This is a genomic window from Jiella flava, assembly GCF_017349315.1.
Classification (GTDB): domain Bacteria; phylum Pseudomonadota; class Alphaproteobacteria; order Rhizobiales; family Rhizobiaceae; genus Jiella; species Jiella flava.
The window spans coordinates 25,812-45,668 of sequence record NZ_JAFMPP010000001.1; the positions used below are offsets into that span (position 1 = coordinate 25,812).

General features: G+C 65.2%; 19 protein-coding genes. 3 read left to right on the forward strand and 16 right to left on the reverse strand.

Translation table 11 applies throughout. The features are described from left to right. Positions 1-2 precede the first annotated feature (2 nt). Both J1C48_RS00150 and J1C48_RS00155 read left to right on the forward strand, forming a co-directional pair. Positions 3-896, forward strand: coding sequence for an amidohydrolase family protein (locus tag J1C48_RS00150; RefSeq protein ID WP_207255622.1), 894 nt, complete (start codon positions 3-5; stop codon positions 894-896). 354 nt (positions 897-1,250) lie between these two features. Beyond that, the gene (locus J1C48_RS00155) at positions 1,251-2,498 is read left to right on the forward strand and encodes an SfnB family sulfur acquisition oxidoreductase (protein WP_207255623.1); all 1,248 of its coding nucleotides are present in this window, start codon (positions 1,251-1,253) and stop codon (positions 2,496-2,498) included. Positions 2,499-2,632: 134 nt separating this feature from the next. Here J1C48_RS00155 and J1C48_RS00160 read toward each other — a convergent pair whose 3' ends face one another. The 6 genes from J1C48_RS00160 to J1C48_RS00185 all read right to left on the reverse strand — a co-directional run bounded on the left by J1C48_RS00160 (position 2,633) and on the right by J1C48_RS00185 (position 8,730). After that, positions 2,633-3,640, reverse strand: a complete 1,008-nt coding sequence (locus J1C48_RS00160; RefSeq protein WP_207255624.1) for an ABC transporter ATP-binding protein — start codon at positions 3,638-3,640, stop codon at positions 2,633-2,635. 34 nt (positions 3,641-3,674) lie between these two features. Next, a complete protein-coding gene (locus tag J1C48_RS00165; protein WP_207255625.1) occupies positions 3,675-4,430 on the reverse strand; it encodes an RraA family protein in 756 nt (251 codons plus the stop codon). A 223-nt stretch (positions 4,431-4,653) separates the two neighbouring features. After that, positions 4,654-5,934, reverse strand: a complete 1,281-nt coding sequence (locus J1C48_RS00170; protein ID WP_207255626.1) for an ABC transporter substrate-binding protein — start codon at positions 5,932-5,934, stop codon at positions 4,654-4,656. Between the two features lie 33 nt (positions 5,935-5,967). Next, positions 5,968-6,810, reverse strand: a complete 843-nt coding sequence (locus tag J1C48_RS00175; protein ID WP_207255627.1) for a carbohydrate ABC transporter permease — start codon at positions 6,808-6,810, stop codon at positions 5,968-5,970. Positions 6,811-6,820: 10 nt separating this feature from the next. Beyond that, entirely contained in the window at positions 6,821-7,753 is a 933-nt protein-coding gene (locus J1C48_RS00180) for a carbohydrate ABC transporter permease (RefSeq protein WP_207255628.1), read from the reverse strand. After that, positions 7,753-8,730 (reverse strand): mannonate dehydratase, encoded by a 978-nt coding sequence (locus tag J1C48_RS00185; protein ID WP_207255629.1) that lies wholly within the window; start codon positions 8,728-8,730, stop codon positions 7,753-7,755. Before J1C48_RS00185 ends, J1C48_RS00180 begins: the two co-directional genes overlap by 1 nt. A 97-nt stretch (positions 8,731-8,827) precedes the next feature. Here J1C48_RS00185 and J1C48_RS00190 point away from each other — a divergent pair, with 97 nt between their 5' ends. After that, positions 8,828-9,625 (forward strand): IclR family transcriptional regulator, encoded by a 798-nt coding sequence (locus tag J1C48_RS00190; protein WP_207255630.1) that lies wholly within the window; start codon positions 8,828-8,830, stop codon positions 9,623-9,625. Positions 9,626-9,640: 15 nt separating this feature from the next. Here the strand turns inward: J1C48_RS00190 and J1C48_RS19080 are convergent, their stop codons facing one another. From J1C48_RS19080 to J1C48_RS00240, 10 genes are all read right to left on the reverse strand, one after another. After that, on the reverse strand, positions 9,641-10,327 hold the full coding sequence (locus J1C48_RS19080; protein WP_207255631.1) for a GntR family transcriptional regulator: 687 nt from the start codon (positions 10,325-10,327) through the stop codon (positions 9,641-9,643). 22 nt (positions 10,328-10,349) lie between these two features. Further along, complete coding sequence (atzF, locus tag J1C48_RS00200) at positions 10,350-12,149, reverse strand: allophanate hydrolase (protein WP_207255632.1); 1,800 nt, start codon at positions 12,147-12,149, stop codon at positions 10,350-10,352. Between the two features lie 102 nt (positions 12,150-12,251). Further along, complete coding sequence (locus J1C48_RS00205) at positions 12,252-12,602, reverse strand: cupin domain-containing protein (RefSeq protein WP_207255633.1); 351 nt, start codon at positions 12,600-12,602, stop codon at positions 12,252-12,254. Further along, positions 12,602-13,300 carry a cysteine hydrolase family protein gene (locus tag J1C48_RS00210; RefSeq protein ID WP_207255634.1) on the reverse strand — a complete coding sequence of 233 codons (699 nt, stop codon included), beginning with the start codon at positions 13,298-13,300 and terminating at the stop codon, positions 12,602-12,604. The genes J1C48_RS00205 and J1C48_RS00210 overlap by 1 nt, the downstream gene beginning before the upstream one ends. After that, positions 13,300-14,886: an ABC transporter ATP-binding protein gene (locus tag J1C48_RS00215; RefSeq protein ID WP_207255635.1), complete on the reverse strand. Its 1,587-nt coding sequence runs from the start codon at positions 14,884-14,886 to the stop codon at positions 13,300-13,302. The genes J1C48_RS00210 and J1C48_RS00215 overlap by 1 nt, the downstream gene beginning before the upstream one ends. Continuing rightward, positions 14,886-16,001 (reverse strand): cyanuric acid amidohydrolase, encoded by a 1,116-nt coding sequence (gene atzD / locus J1C48_RS00220; RefSeq protein ID WP_207255636.1) that lies wholly within the window; start codon positions 15,999-16,001, stop codon positions 14,886-14,888. Before atzD ends, J1C48_RS00215 begins: the two co-directional genes overlap by 1 nt. Next, positions 16,001-16,726, reverse strand: coding sequence for a biuret amidohydrolase (gene biuH / locus J1C48_RS00225; protein ID WP_207255637.1), 726 nt, complete (start codon positions 16,724-16,726; stop codon positions 16,001-16,003). The genes atzD and biuH overlap by 1 nt, the downstream gene beginning before the upstream one ends. A gap of 51 nt (positions 16,727-16,777) precedes the next feature. Next, positions 16,778-17,794, reverse strand: coding sequence for a formamidase (locus J1C48_RS00230; RefSeq protein WP_207255638.1), 1,017 nt, complete (start codon positions 17,792-17,794; stop codon positions 16,778-16,780). 15 nt (positions 17,795-17,809) lie between these two features. Further along, positions 17,810-18,733, reverse strand: coding sequence for an ABC transporter permease (locus J1C48_RS00235; protein ID WP_207255639.1), 924 nt, complete (start codon positions 18,731-18,733; stop codon positions 17,810-17,812). Further along, positions 18,730-19,851, reverse strand: a complete 1,122-nt coding sequence (locus tag J1C48_RS00240; protein WP_231081499.1) for an ABC transporter permease — start codon at positions 19,849-19,851, stop codon at positions 18,730-18,732. Before J1C48_RS00240 ends, J1C48_RS00235 begins: the two co-directional genes overlap by 4 nt. Positions 19,852-19,857: the final 6 nt, after the last annotated feature.

Sequence of the window (19,857 nt, forward strand, 5' to 3'; positions counted from 1 at the left end):
CGATGTCCAGACAAATCATCGATATGCGTTGCCGCCCAGCCTATCTTCACGACTTCTTCGGGAAAACGCCGGGCTCGCCGGACTTCGAGACCGTCCGCTGGCTGAACCGCCGAGTCGGCACGCGCGGCGACGACCGCCATTTCACACGGTCCGCAACGCCAGAAGGCTTTTTGGGCGAGATCGCCGAAGCCAGACTTGCCCGTGCGGTGGTCGTCGCCCGTCACACGCCGTCGCAGCATCTGCCGAATGACGACATTGCCGAGATCGTCGCCCTCGATCCCGATCGGATCGTCGGAATCGGCGCGGTCGATCCCATCCTCCAGGGCGAGGCGGCGGCGCTCGCCGAAATCACCCGAGCGGTTCGTGTCCTGAACCTCAAGGGAATCGACCTCGAGCCGGGCTTTGGCAACCCGCCGCGTCATCCGGACGATCAGGCCTATTTCCCGATTTATGAACTCGCCGAAAGCCTCGACGTCCCGATCTTCCTGATGAGCGGTCCGACCACGCCCAATCCGCGCTACAATGATCCGTCGGGGATCGCGGCGATCGCGCAATCCTTCCCGCGATTGAAGATCGGCGTCTTCCACGGCTCTTGGCCGAATGTCCACGCAATCCTCGGCCTTGCCTTTCGCTACGAGACGATCAACCTAATTCCTGACATGTATCTGTTTCAGCCCGGATCGGACCTCTATGTGGAGGCTGCCAATGGCTGGCTGGCAGACCAGCTGCTCTTCGGCTCGTCCTATCCCTTCCGCCCGATCAAGCAATCGATCGACGACGCCCTTGCTCTCGGATTGCGGGAGGACGTGCTCGACCGCTTCTTCCACGACAATGCCGCCCGCCTTCTCGGCTTTCCGAAAGCCGGCGGGACGCACCAAGCCGGAGATGCGCGATGACTGAAATCGACCTGCGCTCCATCGAGCCAACCCCGATCGAAGAGACCCTGGCGAGCCCTCATCGGCATTTTGGCGATCCGCGTCGGCGACCATCACCGGTCGCCACTGCCGCGCCGGATCGATTCAAGGCAGCCCCGAAAACAAGGCCGGACCGCTCGCCCGTGGCACGATCGGCAAAGTCATAGGCATTCTCGAGGTCACCGCCTATGCCGAGTTGGTGGCAGAAGGTCTTGCCGAGGACGTTCGCGCGCATTGAACCGGACGGCGTTGATCGCGGCCGCATCGGCCGGAGATCAACGATGAACCGTCCCTTGTGATTGTCCAATGATACTCTGCAGCTCAGGAGGCATCCCCATGGTCGTCACATCAAAGAAGATCGATCCGAGAGCCAAGGCCGTTTCAGGCCTTCCCCGTCCCAAGACGCCGGCCCATGTTATCCAGAATGACGCCGAAGCCATCGCGGTTGCCGCAACGATTGCCGCACGGATCCGGCCCGGCGCGGCACAACGCGACGCTGAGAGGATCTGGCCGGTCGATGAACTTGAAGCCTATTCGCAGTCGGGTCTATGGTCGATCAACGTTCCGAGGTCCTATGGCGGACCTGAGGTTTCCTACGCGACGCTCGCTAAGGTGATCGAGATCGTTTCGGCGGCGGATCCGTCGATCGGCCAGATCACCCAAAACCATCTCGGCATCGTCGCCGCCATTCGCACCGTCGCGGCAGAGGATCAAAAAGAGATCCTGTTCCGCGAGGTGTTGCACGGTACCCGGTTCGGCAACGCTTTCTCCGAATTCGGCTCCAAGCGCGCTGCTGACTTTGAGACCACCTTCGAAGACGCCGGCGATCATGTCGTCGTCACGGGCCGCAAGTTCTATTCGACCGGCGCACTGCTCGCCCATCTCGTGCCAATCGTTGCCGTCGATGGCGAAGGTCGGGCCTGGTATGCAATCGCGGACCGCAACGCCGACGGGCTCACCGTCATCGACGACTGGTCGGGGTTCGGTCAGCGCACCACCCTTTCGGGCACCGTCATCCTCGATCGCGTGAGGGTGCCGAAAACCCATCTCATACCCGGTTGGAAGGGCTATGCCGAACCGAGCGCGGACGGCGCAATCTTCCAGCTCATCCAGGTCGCGGTCGACACCGGGATCGCCCGGGCGGCGATCGAGGACACGGTCGCATTCGTCCAGACAAAGTCGCGTGCCTGGATCGACTCCGGCCGCGATCGGGCGTCCGACGACCCTTACACGATTCAGGCCGTCGGCGGACTCACCGTACGCCTGCACGCCGCACAAGCTCTCCAGGATCTCGCCGGCCACGCCGTGGATCGCGCCGTCGACGCGCCAAATGCAGACACGGTCGCCGCTGCCCAGATCGCAACCGCCGAGGCAAAAATCCTGTCGACAGAAATCGCCATCGAGGCGACCAATAAGCTCTTCGAGCTCGCGGGCACGCGCGCGACGCTCGCCGAGCACAATCTCGACCGGCATTGGCGCAACGCCCGAACCCACACGCTGCATGATCCGGTTCGCTGGAAATATGCCATCGTCGGCAACCATGCCTTGAACGGTGTCAACCCGCCCTTCCACGCATGGAGCTGACGTAAGACCCCGGATCCGAATGGAACGGACCTGGCGGTCATGTTCCTCTCGGCCTTGGTTCAAATACCAAGCGGGCTTGCTGGCGCAAACATGCCAGCCATGCTGAGATGTCGTCGCCGGTCTGAACCCCGGCCTCAGATGAAGGCGACACCGTCTTCGTTGAAGCGGTGGATTTTACCGACTTCCGGGGTCAGGTGGACCGTGTCGCCCTGGCGGAGCGGAACGTCGCTGCGGCCGCGGACGATCAGCGGTTCGTCGGCAAAAGCGGCTTCGACATGGAGGAAGGTGTCCGAGCCGAGATGCTCGATCGCCTTGACCTTACCCGGCCACAGGCCCTCGTGCGCCGAGACCGCAAGGTGCTCGGGCCGAATGCCGATCATCGCCGCCTGGTAGACGGTCGCCGCCTCACCTTTGACGACGTTCATCTTCGGCGAGCCGATGAAGCGAGCGACGAAGAGGTTGCGTGGCCGTTCGTAGAGGTCGAGCGGTCTTCCAACCTGTTCGATCCGGCCTTCGTTGAAAACGACGATGCGATCGGCGAGCGTCATCGCCTCGACCTGGTCGTGCGTGACGTAGATCATCGTCGTGTCCGGCATCGCCGCGTTGAGGTCGGCGATTTCGAGCCGGGTCGCGACGCGCAGCGCCGCATCGAGGTTCGACAGCGGCTCGTCGAACAGGAACACCTTCGGGTCGCGGGTCACCGCCCGGCCGATCGCGACACGCTGGCGCTGGCCGCCGGACAGGCTGCGCGGAAGCCGATCGAGATAGGGCGTCAGCTCCAGCATCTCGGCCGCCTTGCGCACCCGCCGATCGATCTCAGGCTTCGCCATGCCCGAAACCTTCAGGCCGAACGCCATATTGTCGTAGACCGTCATATGCGGATAGAGCGCATAGGACTGGAACACCATGGCGATGCCGCGCTCGCCCGGCGGCACGCCATTGGCGACCTCGCCGTCGATCGTCAGCGTGCCGCTGGTGATCTCTTCCAATCCGGCGATCACCCGCAGCATCGTCGACTTGCCGCAGCCCGACGGGCCGACGAAGACGATGAATTCCCCCATCCCGATCTCGAGATCGATCCCGTGCAGCACCTCGTGGCCGCCGAAGGACTTGGTGATTTTTGATAGCGAGACGCTCGCCATGGCCGGTTTCTCCTCTCTGGCGCGGCGAAGGCCTTTAGCCTTCAGACCCCGCGGCGGCCTCGTCCTCAGCCCGGCGCCAGGCTTCGTATTCCGGCCGAACCTCTTGGCTCAGCGGATAATATTTGCGCAGGTCACCCCCCTCGGAGAGCCGCAGGCGGGAGAAATCCTCCCATTCGGCGTGCTGGCTCGCCCGTTCCAGCGTCGCCTCGGCGAGCGAGACCGGAACGACCACCGCGCCATCGTCGTCGGCGACGATGATATCGCCCGGCATGACCAGCGTGCCGCCGCACGCAATCGCCACATTGACGGCATAGGGGAAGATCCCGGTCTGGGTGTGATAGTTCGGCGTCGTGCCGCGAACCCACATCGGGAAGTCGAGAGCCTTGGCCTTGCGGGAGTCGCGGATGCAGCCGTCGACGATGACGCCGGCCCCACCGCGGCCCTTCAGATAGGTCAGCATCATCTCGCCGAAGACACCGCTGGCCATATCAGCGCGAGCATCAACGACGACGACGTCGCCCTCTTCGACCTGATAGAGCACCTGGCGGTGCATCTGGGCTTCCGGGTTCTCGTATTCGTCGATGTCGTAAACGTCTTCGCGCTTCGGCATGAACTGCAAGGTCAGCGCCGGACCGGCAATGGTCTTGCCGGTGATGAAGGGCGACAGACCGTGCAAATGCGGATCGCGAATGCCGAGCTTGCTCATCTCGCCGCTGATCGTCGCCGAGCCGAGATCGGCAAGCGCTCGGACGAGATCCCGCGAAGGACGCTGGATGGTGGGAATGTGCATGGGAGGGGTCCTCGCGCAAAATGCGTTAGAGCATGATGCCGAAACGTTGCATGACGTTTCGGATCACATCATGCGGCAAAACAACGGCCGGGAGCGGAATGGCGATCCCGGTTCATTACATTCCGCTCTAGCATCGAAGGTCAGATGCCGGTCGAACGGTCACAGCGCCCAGACGGCAGCGAACTTGCCGCCACCGCCCGGGCCCCTGTGCGGTCGGTCAAGCTTATTTCTGCTTGGCCTTGAGGTCTTCGATCTGCTTTTGCGCCCAGGCCACGGCGTCCTTCGGGCTGTCGCCGTCGACGAGCATGCGCTGCACCGAATTCGACAGAATTTTCGACGTGTAGACCTGTGAGGCGAGCGGCGTCGGCGCACCCTTGTAACCAATGGTCAGGCCGTTGCGGGCGAGCGCGTCGAAATTGGCATAGGCCGGATTGTTGGCGAAGAGCGGCATCGTCTTCGTCATCTGCGGGAAGATCGGCACCCAGCGGCCGCCGGTCACTTCGATCAGCTTCTTGTAGTGGTCCGGCTGATAGAAATACTCGAGCCACTGCTTGGCGAGATCGGCCTGGTCGCTCTTCTTGCTGACCAGCCAGGAGAACGAACCGAGCAGCGTCGCGCCCAGCCCATCCTTGCCGGGACCGCGCGGAATGTTGATGAGCGCGGTGTTCGACAGCAGATCCTTGTCGTTCTCTTCCATCCAGGAATAAACGCTCGGCGGATTCATGATGAAGGCCGCGCGGCCGGTCTGATAGGCGGTGTTGTTGCCACCATCGTCCCAAGTCAGGACGCTGCGCGGGATCGTCCCCTCGTCGACCATGTCCTTGATGAAGGTGTAGGCGGCGACTGTGTCGGGCGAGTTCCAGGTGATCGCACTGCCGTCCTTGGAGAACATCGCACCACCGAACGACCAGACCAGCATCCGAAGATCGGTCTCGGCATCGTTGGCATTGCTGAGCGGCACGCCGAGGCCGATATATTGCGGGTGCTGCTTGACGATCGCCTTGGCGGCCTCGCGCAGCTCTTCCCAGGTCTTCGGGACGTCCTTGCCGACCTCCTTCAGGAGATCCTTGCGGGCATACATCGGAACGACGTCGACCTCGATCGGCACCGAATAGGGATGACCCTTGTACATCGCCTGCGGCACCAGGCTCTCGTAGATGCCGCCCTCGGCGGCGCGCAGCTTGGTCAGCACGCCGTCGAGCGGTTGGATAAGGCCGCTCTCGGCATAATATTGCGAATTCTGGCCGAGCTGCATGAAGACGTCGGGCGCCGAATTGCCCTCGAAGGCCGCCGCCAGGCGCTCGGTCAAGACGTTGGCGGGCACGACGACATACTGTACGTCGACACCGTGCTGTTTGCCGAAGTCCTTGGCCATGTCGCCGATCAGCGCGTCGGCCTGCTTGTTGAAGGCCTGCAGCCCCCAGATCGTCAGTTGCTTGGCCTGCACCGCCGACGTCGACATGACGACCGCCGAGGCGAGAAGCGCAGTCTTGAACCAATTCATTTTAAGTCCTCCTCTTATGAATGGTCGGGTGTGTCATCCCTTGACGCTCCCCACAGCCAGACCCTCGACGATGTAGCGTTGGGCGGCGATGTAGATGACAAGGATGGGAAGAATGGCGATCACCGAGCTGGCCATCAGTTGGCCCCAGATGAAGGTGTCGCCCATGACCAGCCCCGCGAGGCCGGCCGTGAAGGTCTTGCTGTCGTTCGAATAGACGTAGACCAGCGCGTATAAGAACTCGTTCCAGGCGTGGGTGAAGGCGAACAGCGCAACCACCGCGATTCCGGGGCTGGCGATCGGCAACACCACGCTGCGCAGCGTCTGCAGCCGGCTCGCGCCGTCCATCCGCGCCGCCTCGTCGAGCTCGTGCGGAATGGTGCGGAAATAGCCGATCAGCATCCAGGTGCAGAACGGCACCGTGAAGGTGAGATAGGCGAGGATCAGCCCCAGCTTGGTGTCGACCAGACCGAGCTTCTGCAGGACGATGAACAGCGGAATGAACAACAGCGACGGCGGCAACAGATAGGCCGCCACGATCAGCCGCGCCGTTGCCGAGCGGCCGTGGAATTGCATCCGGGCGATCGGATAGGCGGCCAGCGCGCCGATCACCGCCGAAATCACCGTCACCCCGACCGCGACGACGAAGCTGTTGAGAACGAAATGCGGGAAGTTCGATTCAAACAGCACCGCCCGATAGTTCTCAAGCGTCGGGATATGCGGGATCAGCGTCGGCGGCAGGGCATAGATCTCACGCGGAATCTTCAGCGACGTGACCACCACCCAATAGACCGGGGCGAGCGACCAGACGAGCGCGACGAGGATCCCAAGCGCGGTGATCGTGCGCCGGATCACCTTGGTTCTTTGACGTTCGACCATGGTTGTCTCTTCAGGCCTCGTCCCGGCGCAGCATGCGGCCGGTGAGCAGAACGATGAGGATGATGAAGACCGGTATGACGGAGACGATGACGGCCGAGCCGAGCCCCAGATGGCTCTCGCCGATACCGTATTGATAGGCGAGCGTCGGCAGGATGTGGGTGCGGTTGGCAGGCCCGCCGCCGGTCAGCACGAACACCATCTCGAAGGAATTGAAGGTCCAGATCGCCGACAGCATCACCGTCACCGCGATGACGCCCCGCATCTGCGGCAGGGTGATCGCGAAGAAACGCCGCACCATGCCGGCACCGTCGATCGCCGCGGCCTCGTGCAGGTCGGACGGGATCGAGGCGAGCGCCGCGAGAAACATCATGGTGAAGAAGGGCAGCCCCTGCCAGATCATCGCCACGGCGACGGAGACCATCGCAATGTTCGGATCGGAGAGCCAGTAGATCGGGTGATCGGACAGGCCGAGCTGCAGAACGAGATACTGCAACACACCGCTCTGCTCGTCGAAGATCCACTTCCACGACAAGGCGGCGATCATCCCCGGCACCGCCCAGGGCAGGAAGGCCAGCGCCCGGATCAGACCGCGCATCGGCATCTTCTGCGACAACAGCACCGCAAAGGTGAGGCCAAGGACCAACTTCACCGCCACCGTGCTGACGGTCAAAAGCAGCGAATTCCAAGCGGCATGCAGGAAGATCTGATCGGAAAACAGCGCCGCAAAATTGGCCAATCCGACCCAATGGCCGCTCTGCGCCACCGCCCGGTCGGTGAAGGCGGTCGAAATGCCGTCGGCCAGCGGATAGGCGATCAGCGCCGCGAACACGGCGGCGGCCGGCGCCAGGAATGCGTAGGCGACCAGCCAATCCGGCTTGTGACGACGGCGGCGAACCGGTGCCGGCGGACTTGAAAAGCCCGCCGGAAGCGCATTGGCAGCCATCAGGAGCGCTCCGCCGCCTCGGCGCGGGCCGCCTCGACCAGACCGCGCATATAACCGACCGCGAAGATTCGACCGAGCGCCTCGTAACCCGGCTTCGAGTTCGGCTCCCCCCACATGACCGGGGCATGGTCCGGGCGCATCAGACCGGTAAAGCCGATGTCGCGATAGGCCTTGATACTCGCATACATGTCGGTCTTGCCGGCGTCGTGGAAGGTCTCCGACATCTTGTGGGCATCGCCCTCAATGTCCCGGAAATGCACGAAATGCATCCGCCCATCGGCACCAAAGCGACGAATGGTGGCCGGCACATCGGCATTCATCGCCGCAAAATTCGCCTGGCAGAAGGTGATGCCGTTCGCCGGACTGTCCGACAACTTCAACAGCCGCTCGAAATTCTCCACGCTGCTCATGATCCGTCCAACGCCGAGAAACGGCGACAGCGGCGGATCGTCGGGATGCATCGCGAGCTTGACGCCGGCGCGCTCGGCCACCGGCAGCACCCGCTCCAGAAACGCCGCGAGCGTCTCCCACAAATGCTCTTCGCTGACGATGACAGGCCCATGCGAGCGTGGATCCTTCGCCACCACCGCATTGTCGAAGGTGGTAGTCAGCGCGCCGCCCCGCGTTCGGGTGGTGGTCGAGGTTCGGGTCCAGCTGTTGATCGCCATCCAGCTGTAGCAGAACACCTCGATGCCGAGCGCACCCATGTGCTCGATCACCGCGATCAGCCGCTCCAGCTCCGCTTCGCCTTCCGGGCGACCGAGGCGGATGTTGTCCATCGGGACCCAGCCCTCGATCACCCCGATCTTGAAGCCGAAGTCTTCGTAGAACTTCTGCACCCGCGCAAAGGTCAGATAGTCCCAAATCGGAACCTCAGGCCCGGCGTCACGGATCGCGACGACCTCCTCGATCCCCATTTCACGGGCGTAATGCCATTTGGGGCCGATCTCCGGCTCCAGGCTCATCGAAATTTTCATCTTGCCTCCCGGCGGCTCCAACTCCCGGAGCCTGAATAACAAGTTCATATTTGAACTTGCTGATGTCATATGTTAGACAATACGGATCTGAATTGAGATGGTCAAGAGCATGCGCAAACCCGACGACGACGCCAATGGCAATCCAACGATCGATCGGATGATGATGATTTTGCGGGAATTGGAGCGCGCGCCGGAGGGGCTGCGGCTGGGCGCGCTGGTCCAACGCACCCGGCTCGCCCGCTCGACGGTCTATCGGCTGCTGAATGCGCTGGAGGCCCACGGCATGCTGCGGCAATTGCCGCTCGGCGCCTATGTCCTCGGTGCTCGGCTGCTGGAGCTCGCGGATAAAGTCACTGCGACGTCGCGCCTGTTTCCGCTGGTTCCCTTCGTCCAGCCGCTCCTGGACGGGCTCGCCAATCGTGTCGGCGAAACCTGCAAGATTGCCGTCGTCGAACGCGGCGCCATCATGCCGATCGCCGGGGCGATGGCGAAAACGCCGCATGCGCTGAGCTACACCGTCGGCGAGTATCTCCCCGCCCATGCCGGCGCCGCCAGCAAGATGCTCATGGCGCATTGTCCGGCTGACGAGAGGGACGCCATGCTCGCCGGCACATTGGACGCGCTCACCCCGCTGACCCTCACCGACCGCTCTTCTCTGGAGCGCGAATATGCCGCCATTCGCAATCAGGGCTGGAGCCATGACCCGGGCGAATATAGCCTGAGCGTACGCGCCTTCGCCGCACCGATCCAAGCCCCCGACACCACCCTGCTCGGCGCCCTCAGCATCACTTTCATGGCCGGATCCGACGCCGCCTTCGAAGCCCGCATCCGCGAATCCGCCATCACCGGCGCCGCGGAAATTTCTCAAGCCATCGCCGAACGCCGATTGGCGTGAGGAATTGAGGAGAGACTAGCTCCTCGCACCACCGATTGTTGAGCCCACAGACTCGGGGGCGACGTCGTCGACGGCTTTGCGGACGATCAGGATGTGCTTGCGCATGGCGGCTGCAGCGCGTTCAGCGTCGCCTTCGATAATGGCGTCGACGATGACGGCGTGTTCGGCATGGGAAGCCTTGGGCCGGTGGGATCCTTCAAATTGCAGATTGCGGAAGGGCGCGAGGCGCCGGCGCACGGCCAGTGTCGTGCGTTCGAGAAATTCGTTCTGCGATCCGGCGTAGATCGCCGTGTGAAAGCGCTCGTTGTGGATGCGATAGGCCATGATATCGTTCTCGGCAGCGGCGCTTGCGCCACGATGGTGGAGCGCCATCAGATCCTGCAGCGCCGCGCCGGAGAGGTGTTGGGCGCACAGTTTCGCACATAGGGCCTCAAGCTCGGCCATGACGACGAAGGTCTCGTCGAGCTCGGCCTCCGACAAGGTGGTGACGACGGCGCCGCGATGCGGCCGCGACAGCGCCAGGCCATTCGCCTCCAACTGCCGCAGCGCCTCGCGCACCGGTGTGCGCGACACCCCGAATTCGGCCGCGAGCGTGGTCTCGTCGAGGGCCTCGCCGGGCCGCAAAAACCCGTGGACGATCCGGTCGGCCAAGGCTTCGCGGATCATGTCGGCCTGAGTGCGCTTGGTCACGCCATCGCCCATCTCGCAATGTCTCCTTCAGGCGTCAGGAATCTGCCCGCTCCGATTGCAGATACGCCCTCCAACCTTCGAAGTGGGTGATTTCGCACGCCCCCGTCAAGCCCGCCGGCTCACAAAGGAAACCGCAGACGCAATCGTTGCCGGCCAACGTGACTTGGCCGATGCTGAGCGGCTGCGGAATGGCCGCGACGAAAGCGGCGAAGGCGGCCGGCTCCAGCGACCAGATCTCGACCGCAATACCCGGCCCGGCAAAGCCCGGCTCGCGCGCAAGGCCCGGCTTCGGAGGCACGGTGTCGAGCGCGTAGAAGCGATAGTGAGGCGCGGTGCGGTCGGCTTTGACGAAGATCCCGCCGCGATCGGTGAGTTCGTGGTTGAGCGGCATGCCGGCCAAATGCGCGCCGACGACGGCGATCGCGATTCGCCCCGGCGCCTCGATCTGCGGCATGGTCGGCAAGGCGATGTCCCGGGCCTTGCCGGCGCCGCAACCGGCCGCCGCATGCAACTTTTCTGCGAATTCCGCCAGCGCGTCGTCGCTGTCGCGCGGGGCGACGAGCTGCACGCCGAAGGGCAGCCCGGTGGCGGTGAAGCCCGCCGGAACGGCGATTGCGGCACAGCCGAACAGATTGGCGAAATTGGTGAAGCGGCCGAAGCGGGCATTGAGCGCGATCGGGTCGGCCTGCATCGCCTCGACCGTCTGGATGTCTGGCGAGGTCGGGAGCAACAGCGCGTCGACCTTGGCCCATTCGGCCTCCGCCTCCCGGCGCAGGGCTTCCAGCCGATAGGCACCGCGGAAGGTTTCGACAGCGCTCATACCGCGCGCGCCCTCGATGATCCGGCGCACCGTCGGTTCGATACTGCCTGGCTTTTCATCCAGAAAGGTCTCGATGGCGGCGAGCCGCTCGGCCACCCAGGGTCCCTCGTAAAGCAATGCGGCTGCCTCTCTAAACGGGCGGTAGTCGAAGGGCACGATCGTCGCGCCCAGCGCCGCCGCCCGGACGATCGCCGCCTCATAGAGCGCGGCATAGGCGTCGTTGCCGTAAAACTCCCGCTCGTCCTCGCCCGGCACGCCGAGCCGCAAAGCGCCCGGCAGCGCCGCCGCGCTGAAGCGGCGCGAATAGGCGTCTGTCGGATCGAAGCCCTCCGCGACCTGCCGCGCCGCAACGCCGTCGGCAACGCTCGCAGCCAAGATCGTGACGACGTCGACCGATCGGCAGGCCGGCACGACGCCCGTGGCCGCGATCCGGCCCGGCGACGGCTTGATGCCGACGATATTGTTGAAGGCCGCCGGCACCCGGCCGGAGCCGGCCGTATCGGTGCCGAGGGCGAAGGCGGCGCAGCCGCTCGCCACGGCCACCGCCGAGCCCGAGCTCGATCCGCCTGAGACATAGGCCGCATCAAACACGCAACGCGGTGCGCCGTAGGGCGAACGCGAGCCGTTGAGGCCGGTGGCGAACTGATCGAGATTGGTCTTGCCGACGCAGATCGCCCCGGCCGCGATCAGTCGTTCGACCACCGTGGCGTTGGCCGCCGGCTGATAGGCATAGTCCGGGCAACCAGCGGTTGTGGCCAAACCCGCGACGTCGATATTGTCCTTCACCGCAAAGGGCAGCCCCCAAAGTGGCAGGCTGGCGGGATCGGGCGCGCGCGCCATGAGCGCCTCGGCCGCCGCGCGCAAGGTTTCAAGCGGCACGCGGGCGATGAAGGCGGCGGGATCGCCGGTCTCCATCCGCGCGGTGACGGCCTCCATCACATCCGCCGGGCTGATCCCGGCCGCATAAAGTGCCCGTAGGCTGGCGAAGTCGAGGATGGTCGGAAGTTCTCTCATGCTCCCCCCTGGGGCTCTGGCTGCGTGTTGGAAAGACTCGGAAAGGTCAGCGGTGACGACCGCTCGCAAACGGCCGCGGCCGGCCGACCAAATGATGCAGCGTCATGTCGGCTCATCGAGGATCCGCACCGGTGCGGCCCAGGCAATCAGCACCACGCAGCCCGCGTCTGACCACACGCGGTGGCGCGTTCCGGCCTCGTTGACGACCAGCGTGCCCGCCGCATAGGTGCCGGCATCATCGCTCTGGCTGCCGGAAAGGACGAGAATGGTTTCCAGCCCGGTGTGCTCGTGCCACGGCACCGTCGCGCCCGGCGCGTAACGCAACAACGCGAGCGCTGGCCCCTCCGGCTCGCTCGGGCGATGCAGATGGGCGATGTCGACGCCGGGCCGAAACGATTCGAAGGTCACCGTGGTCAGATCGAGGGTCAGGAGATCGGGAAAGACGTTCGGCATCACAGGCTCGCCTCCGCGCGCCGTGACGCCTTGGCGGCTTCCAGCCCGGCAAGAATCGTCGCGACCTCCGTGGCCCAGCCGACGATCGCGCCTTGCGCGGTCATCATGTCGATCGCGGCGTGCTTGAAAGCGGCGAAATAGCTCTCGGTGGCGTCCTCAGCGATGAGGCATTCGTAGCCACGATCGTTGGCCTCGCGCATTGTCGTCTGCACGCAGACCTCGGTGGTGACGCCAGCAAAAACCAGTTGCGTTATGCCCAGTGCCTCAAGATGGGCGCCAAGATCGGTGGCGCAGAAGGCGCCCTTACCGGGCTTGTCGACGACAGACTCGCCCGGCGCGGGCTGAAGCTCGGGGACAATCTCCGCCCCCGGCTCACCGGCGATCAGGATGCGGCCCATCGGCCCGGCATCGCCGATCCTCAGGCCCGGCGCTCCGCGCAGGCGCTTGGCCGGCGGGCAATCGGCAAGGTCCGGGCGATGGCATTCGCGAGTGTGGATCACCGGCCGGCCGGCGGCGCGAAAGCCGGCGATTAGCCGCGCCGTCGCCGGCACGATCGCCTGCAAACGGGACACGTCGTTGCCAAGGCTTGCGCCAAAGCCGCCAGGCTCCAGAAAGTCGCGCTGCATGTCGATGACGATCAGCGCCACGCGGGACGGATCGAACGCAAAGGCGAAGGGACGGGCGGCGATCGTCTCCATCAGCCGTGCCCCGCCATGTGGCCGCCGATCACGGTGGTGTCGGCCTCGGCCCCGCCGGCGCATTCGTAGACGATGCGGCCCTCGAACATCACCATGATGCGATCTGACAGGGCGACGATCTCGTCGAGATCCTCGGAAACGAGCAGCACCGCGGTGCCGCGATTGCGCGCCGCGATCAGCTGGGCGCGGATGTCGGCCACGGCGCCGAAGTCGAGCCCGAAGCAGGGATTGGCCGCGACCAGGAGATCGGTCTCGCCCTGCAGCTCGCGGGCGAGCACCGCGCGTTGGACATTGCCGCCCGACAAGGTGGCGACCGGCGCGGACGGCGACTGGGTCTTGACCGCATAGGCGGCGATCAGCCGCTCGGCCTCGCTGCGCATACGCTGGCGGTCGAGGAGGCGGATCCGCCGGCCTTCGGCGTCGCGATCAAAGCTGCGAAAGGCGAGATTGTCCGAGACGCTCATCCGCCCGACACAGGCGTTGCGCAGCGGCTCTTCGGGCAGGCAGCGAACTTTAAGCTTCTGGGCGGCGGCGCGGCTCGCGTCATAGGGCTCGCCCTTGACCAGGAGCGTGCCGGCATCCGGCGCTTCCTGGCCGGAGAGAAGATCCACCAGCCGCTTCTGGCCGTTGCCGGAAATGCCGGCGATGCCGACAATCTCGCCGGCAAAGACGTCAAGCGCCTCGATGGCGATCGAGCCGCGCGTCGCTGCATCGCCCGAGCGCACGGCTTCAAGCCGCAGCACCGGCGACGAGCCGGGCGTGGTCGCCTCCCGGTCCGGCACTTCGGCAAGATCGCGTTCGCCGATCATCATCGCCGCCATATCGGCGATCGAAAGATCGGCTACCGTCCCCTGCCCGGCCTTGATGCCCCGGCGCAACACCGTGACACGGTCGCAAAAGGCGGTGACCTCGGCAAATTTGTGGGTGATCAAAAGCACCGCCATGCCGGTTTCGCGTGCGCGCTTTCGCAAAAAGCCGAGCACCTCGCGCGCCTCGTCAGGCGTCAGCACCGAGGTCGGCTCGTCGAGCACCAAGACCCGCGATCCGAGATAGAGCTGCTTGAGGATCTCGGTCTTCTGCCGCTCGCCCGCCGACAGCCGATCCACCGGCGTATCGAGCGGCACCTTCAGCGGCATGGTCTCCAGAAAGCGGATCAGCGCGCGGCGTTCGGCCTTCCAGTCGACGACGCGAGGCACGTCGACCCGCGACATCACCAGGTTTTCCAGAACCGTCATCGCCGGCACCAGGGTGAAGTGCTGATAGACCATGCCGATGCCGAGCCGGCGCGCGTCACGCGGGTTCTCGATCGTCTGCTCGCGGCCGTCGAGCACCACATCACCGGCATCCGGGCGATAATAGCCGAGAATGCACTTCACCAGCGTCGACTTGCCGGCGCCGTTTTCGCCGAGCAGCGCGTGGAATTCGCCGGCCTGCAAGGCCAGCGAGACGTTGTTCAGCGCCGTGAAGTTGCCGAAATGCTTGGTGAGGCCCACCGCTTCGAGCAGCGGACGGGCCTTGCCGCTTTCGTGGTCAGCGGCTGATTCCTCCCGCCTGGCCGGGTCATGCAGCGCGGCAATGGCGGACATCAGCGTTCTCCTTGAAACCGTCGGGCGATGATGGCGACCGGGCCGCCGCCATCCGGCCCCTGATGCTCGGCCCCGCCGGACACGAACAGTGCACTCGACCCGGTCAGCGCGGCGAGAGCTCCACCGACGAAGGCGCGGGCATGGCGGGTGGCGGATAGATCGCTGTCGTCGAGCATGGTGTGACGGGCGCCGCGCAACCGGCCGCTGCTGCCGGGCTCGGCTTTGGCGAGCACCGCCACCAGCCTCCCGCGCTCGGCCGCCGTCAATTGGCCGTCGGCGGCAAAGCCGAGCCGGCGCAAGGCGTCGCGCACCGGCAGAATGTCGATCGCATCGTCCATCACCGCATGGTCGATCGCGAGTGGACCGGACCAGCTCCGGCTCATGCCGAGCACGACGATTTCATGGTTCAGCAATTCGACACCGGCCGAGGTGCTGGCGCGGCCCGACCAGAGATCGGTGTCGCGCCCGATCGCCGCCTCGCTCAGCGCATCGGCCGCGATTTCGCCCAAGGCCAGCGCCACGCCAAGCGCCGACGCACCACGGGTAAACCCCATCGATTTCAGCGTATCGCGCGTCACCACCGACGCCCCGCGCGCTTCGGCCGCCGCGATCCGGTCGACGGTCAAGAGCGGGCATTTGATCTGAACGAAATGAACGTCGGCGGGATCGTCGATCCCGGCGTCGCGCATTGCCGCTGCGACGCCATTCGCGACCATTTCGACCTCGTCCATCCGGCCGAGTTGCTCGGGCAAAAGGCTATCGGTGTGTGCGACACCGATCGCCAGCGCCGAGCGGCCGACCGCCGGCGCAGCGGCCGGCTCCCCGCGGCGCTCGAAGACGATGAGATGCGGCGACAGCGCACCTTCGGTCCCGCCCGACATCACCATCGCGATCTGAGCGACCGCCTCGTCGGGCAGAGACCGGCCGAGCGCCGCCTTCAGTGCCGAAACGGCAAAGGCACGGGTGAAATCGTTGACGCAGCCATTGCCCTCGGTCTTGCCGAGGATCGCGGCGATCGCGGCCGGCTCGATCTGCCCTGCGGCGATCGCCGCTTCGAGGCCGGACACGTCGTCCGGCGCCCGGGTCGCGATGAGATGGACCTGCGCCTGCCGCATCAGCCGATCGCCGCGATCAAGGCGTCGCTCATCGCCACCGCGCCGAAAACGCCGCCTTGCATCTTGACCATATCGAGGGCCGCCAGATGATTTTCGAGCTTGGTCGCGCCGGTACAGTCGGACAGCACCAAGCATTCATAGCCGCGATCATTGGCGTCGCGCATGGTGGTGTGCACGCAGACATCGGTGGTCACGCCCGTCAGCACGAGGTTGCGGATGCCCTTGGTCCGCAGCACCAGTTCGAAGTCGGTGGCGAGAAAGCTTCCCTTGCCCGGCTTGTCGATGATCGCCTCGCCGGCGACCGGCTGCAGTTCGGGAATGATCTCCCAGCCAGGTTCGCCGCGCACCAGAATGCGCCCGCACGGGCCCTGATCGCCGATGCCCGCGCCAATCCGCTGCGAGCGCCAGCGCTTGTTGGCCGGAAGATCCGACAAATCCGGCTTGTGCCCTTCGCGGGTATGGATGACGGTGAAGTCCTTGGCGCGGGCGACCTTCAGCAGGCGGGCGATCGGCTCGATCGGCGCGCGGGTCAGAGACAAGTCGTAGCCCATGGAATCGACGTAGCCGCCAGGGGCGCAGAAATCGACCTGCATGTCGATCACCACGATCGCCGTGTTGGCGGGGCGCAAATCGCCGTCGAACGGCCAGAGATAAGGATCGGAGGCGACGGTGCGGCCGCCCGGCACAAAGGCCGCGTCAATCCGTTCATCGAGCGTTGCTGGCATCAGCGGGCTCCTTTCAAGGTCCAATTCGAGTCCGATCGGCAAGATGCGGTGTCACTCCGCCGCGTCGTCGAAGCGTTCGCCATAGCGCCGGGTCGGCGCCGGAAAACCGCAGGAGGTGCCGTCGACGACCTTAACCTCGTCCTCCCAGGGCAGCCGGTATGTGCCGTCGACGAGATCCTGCATGTAGCTGTAGGGGCAGTCCTGCGCCCCGCCCTTGACCGCGACATAGCCGCGATGGCCGAGCTGGTAGATGTTGTTTTCCACGCCCCAGCCGAGGCGTGCCTCGCGCACCAGGTCAGGCCGCACCTCGGCGGTGATGATCTCGTCGGCGCGGCCGGTGGTGCCGTGGGCGATCACCGTGCCGTCGAAGTTGACGATCATCCCCTCGCCCATCGAATCGAAAGAGCCGTCCGAACCGCACATGCAGACATTGGCGGTGATCATCAGGTTCTGGAAGGCGTTGGCCTGGTTGGTGAAGCGCCATGACTGGCGGATCGGCGCGGTATAGCCAGCCGTGCGCAGCATGATCTCGGCGCCCTGATAGGCGCATTCGCGCGCCATTTCCGGGAACATCCCGTCATGGCAGATGATCAGCGCCAGCTTGCAGCCCTTCGGCCCGGTGATCACCGGAATGCCGCGATCGCCCGGCTCCCACGGCTCGACCGGCACCCAGGGGTGAAGCTTGCGGTAGTTGAGGACGATTTCGCCCTCGTCGTCGATGACGAGACCGGTGTTGTAGGGCATGCCGCCCGGATTCAGCTCCATGATCGAGAAGCAGCCCCAGATGGCGTTCTCGATGCACGCCTTGCGGAAGGCCGCGACCTCCGGCCCGTCGATCCGGCACATGATCTGCGGGTTGGTGTCCATCGACAGGCCATGCAGCGAATATTCAGGGAAGACGACGAGATCCATCGTCGCCATGTTGCGCCGGGCCTTGCCGACCATCGCGACGATCGTCTCGGTCTGCGCCGCAAGATCGGCCTTGGTCGCCACCGTCGGCAGCTGCAGCTGCACGCAACCGATGACGACGCCGGCCTCAGATTTGTTCAGTCCACCCAGTCCGTTCATGACGCAGTCTCCCGATTATTTGGTGATCGACAGTTCGCGCGGGGCGCCGTCGAGCGCCCGGTTGCGTGAGGAAGTGAAGAACAAGATGACGAGCGTGAGGATGTATGGCGCGGCGTAGAAGAGATAGTAGCCGGAGGTCACCCCCACCGACTGCAGCGCCGGCCCGAGCGCGCCGGCCCCGCCAAACAGCAGGGCCGCGCCGAAACAGGCGATCGGATTCCAGCGGGCAAAGATCACCAGCGCGACGGCGATCAGCCCCTGGCCGGAGGAGATGTGCTCGTTCCACGAGCCGGGATAATAGAGCGAGAGATAGGCGCCCGCCACGCCGGCCATGAAACCCCCGAAGGCGGTCGCGCCGATCCTGACCGGCAGGATCGGATAGCCCATCGCCCGGGCCGCATCGGCGCTGTCGCCGACCATACGAATGATGAGGCCGAGCCGGGTGCGCTTGAACATGAAGGCGAGCAGAACGGCGACGAGAATGCCGATCAGGAACAAGGGGCTCACCTCCAAGGCGGCCCTCAGCTGCGGCACGTCAGACCAGCCGCCGAAGGAGATCGCCGGCAGCATCGGCGCCGCCGGCTGGATCAGCGGCTTGCCGAAGAAGAAGGCGACGCCGGTGCCCAGCAGCATCATCGCGATACCCACAGCAATATCGTTGACCCGCGGCAGCGAGCACACGGCACCGTGCATCAGGCCGAACAACACCCCGGCAAGCCCGGCGATCAGAACACCGAGCCAGGGCGAGCCGGTCAAGAGCGAGCCGCCATAGCCCGCCATCGCGCCAAATACCAAGGTGCCCTCGAGACCGAGATTGATGCGCCCGGATTTTTCGGTGACGCATTCGCCGAGACTGACAAAGAGAAACGGCGTGGAAACCCGGAGCGCGCCGCCGAGAACGGCGAGCGGCACCGCCCAGATGCCGAGATCGGTGGTCATGGCGCCCCCTTCCGCGTCAGGCCGAGCGCCGGCAGCAGGCGGCCCGACAGGGTTTCCGATACGAGAATGGCGACGAACAGGATGCCTTGCAGGACGAGCACGGTCGCATCCGGCAGATCCATCCGGCGCTGGACGAGGCCGCCCGCCGCCTCGATCCCGCCGATCAAAAGCGCCATCGGAATGATCGCCAACGGGTTCTGCCGGGCGAGAAAGGCGATCAGAATGCCGGTATAGCCATAGCCGGCGATCAGCGAGGCGTTGGCCGAGCCCTGCACGGCGGCGACATCGATCACCCCGGCCAGCCCCGCCGCGGCGCCGGCGGCGGCGGTAAAGGCGAGGATCAGCCGGCCGACCGGCAGCCCCTGCACCGCCGCCGCCCGGGCGTTGCCGCCGGCGATCCGCGCGGCAAAGCCGAAGGTGGTGCGCGACATCACGAAGCCTGCGACAAGGCAGGCGACGACGCCGACGGCAAAGCCCCAGTGAACATCCATGCCGGGGATGTCGCCGATCCTGAAATTGCCCGGCAGCGGCGGCGTCGACGGCTTGTTGAGGCTTGCCGGGTCGCGCAGCGGCCCCTCGACGAAATGCTGCATCAAGGCGATGGCGATATAGGCCATCAGCAGGCTGGAGATGGTTTCGTTGACGCCGCGATAGTGCCGCAACGCCCCGACCGCGCCGATCCACAACCCGCCGAGCGCCATGCCGGCGAGCGCCATCGCGGCGATGCCGACGACACCGGGGGCGCCGGCAAGCCAGGTGCCGGTCGCCGCTGCGGCGAGACCGCCGAGGACGAAAGCGCCCTCACCGCCGATAACGATCAGACCAAGCTGCGCCGGGAGCGCGACGCACAGCGCCGTCAACAACAGCGGCGCCGTGCGCGTCATGGTGTTCTGGAGCGAGAACCAGGTGCCAAAGCCGCCCCGATAGACCAGATAGTAGAAGGCCTCCGGCGATTTGCCGACCAGCGCGATGAACACACCGAAAAGCCCCAGCCCAATGATCAACGCCAGAAGCGGGATCAGGATGGCTTCCAGCCGGCGCCGCGCGACCTCGCCGAGGAACGGCCGGCGCCGCGCCTCTATCGTCGATGTCGGCAAGGTGGACTGCATCTCGCTCATGCCGGC

What these genes read in the sequence shown, in the direction of transcription:
- J1C48_RS00150 (WP_207255622.1), top strand. Translation starts at nt 3, where the DNA reads ATGTCCAGACAAATCATCGATATGCGTTGCCGCCCAGCCTATCTTCAC.
- J1C48_RS00155 (WP_207255623.1), top strand. Translation starts at nt 1,251, where the DNA reads ATGGTCGTCACATCAAAGAAGATCGATCCGAGAGCCAAGGCCGTTTCA.
- J1C48_RS00160 (WP_207255624.1), bottom strand. Translation starts at nt 3,640, where the DNA reads ATGGCGAGCGTCTCGCTATCAAAAATCACCAAGTCCTTCGGCGGCCAC.
- J1C48_RS00165 (WP_207255625.1), bottom strand. Translation starts at nt 4,430, where the DNA reads ATGCACATTCCCACCATCCAGCGTCCTTCGCGGGATCTCGTCCGAGCG.
- J1C48_RS00170 (WP_207255626.1), bottom strand. Translation starts at nt 5,934, where the DNA reads ATGAATTGGTTCAAGACTGCGCTTCTCGCCTCGGCGGTCGTCATGTCG.
- J1C48_RS00175 (WP_207255627.1), bottom strand. Translation starts at nt 6,810, where the DNA reads ATGGTCGAACGTCAAAGAACCAAGGTGATCCGGCGCACGATCACCGCG.
- J1C48_RS00180 (WP_207255628.1), bottom strand. Translation starts at nt 7,753, where the DNA reads ATGGCTGCCAATGCGCTTCCGGCGGGCTTTTCAAGTCCGCCGGCACCG.
- J1C48_RS00185 (WP_207255629.1), bottom strand. Translation starts at nt 8,730, where the DNA reads ATGAAAATTTCGATGAGCCTGGAGCCGGAGATCGGCCCCAAATGGCAT.
- J1C48_RS00190 (WP_207255630.1), top strand. Translation starts at nt 8,828, where the DNA reads ATGGTCAAGAGCATGCGCAAACCCGACGACGACGCCAATGGCAATCCA.
- J1C48_RS19080 (WP_207255631.1), bottom strand. Translation starts at nt 10,327, where the DNA reads ATGGGCGATGGCGTGACCAAGCGCACTCAGGCCGACATGATCCGCGAA.
- atzF (WP_207255632.1), bottom strand. Translation starts at nt 12,149, where the DNA reads ATGAGAGAACTTCCGACCATCCTCGACTTCGCCAGCCTACGGGCACTT.
- J1C48_RS00205 (WP_207255633.1), bottom strand. Translation starts at nt 12,602, where the DNA reads ATGCCGAACGTCTTTCCCGATCTCCTGACCCTCGATCTGACCACGGTG.
- J1C48_RS00210 (WP_207255634.1), bottom strand. Translation starts at nt 13,300, where the DNA reads ATGGAGACGATCGCCGCCCGTCCCTTCGCCTTTGCGTTCGATCCGTCC.
- J1C48_RS00215 (WP_207255635.1), bottom strand. Translation starts at nt 14,886, where the DNA reads ATGTCCGCCATTGCCGCGCTGCATGACCCGGCCAGGCGGGAGGAATCA.
- atzD (WP_207255636.1), bottom strand. Translation starts at nt 16,001, where the DNA reads ATGCGGCAGGCGCAGGTCCATCTCATCGCGACCCGGGCGCCGGACGAC.
- biuH (WP_207255637.1), bottom strand. Translation starts at nt 16,726, where the DNA reads ATGCCAGCAACGCTCGATGAACGGATTGACGCGGCCTTTGTGCCGGGC.
- J1C48_RS00230 (WP_207255638.1), bottom strand. Translation starts at nt 17,794, where the DNA reads ATGAACGGACTGGGTGGACTGAACAAATCTGAGGCCGGCGTCGTCATC.
- J1C48_RS00235 (WP_207255639.1), bottom strand. Translation starts at nt 18,733, where the DNA reads ATGACCACCGATCTCGGCATCTGGGCGGTGCCGCTCGCCGTTCTCGGC.
- J1C48_RS00240 (WP_231081499.1), bottom strand. Translation starts at nt 19,851, where the DNA reads ATGAGCGAGATGCAGTCCACCTTGCCGACATCGACGATAGAGGCGCGG.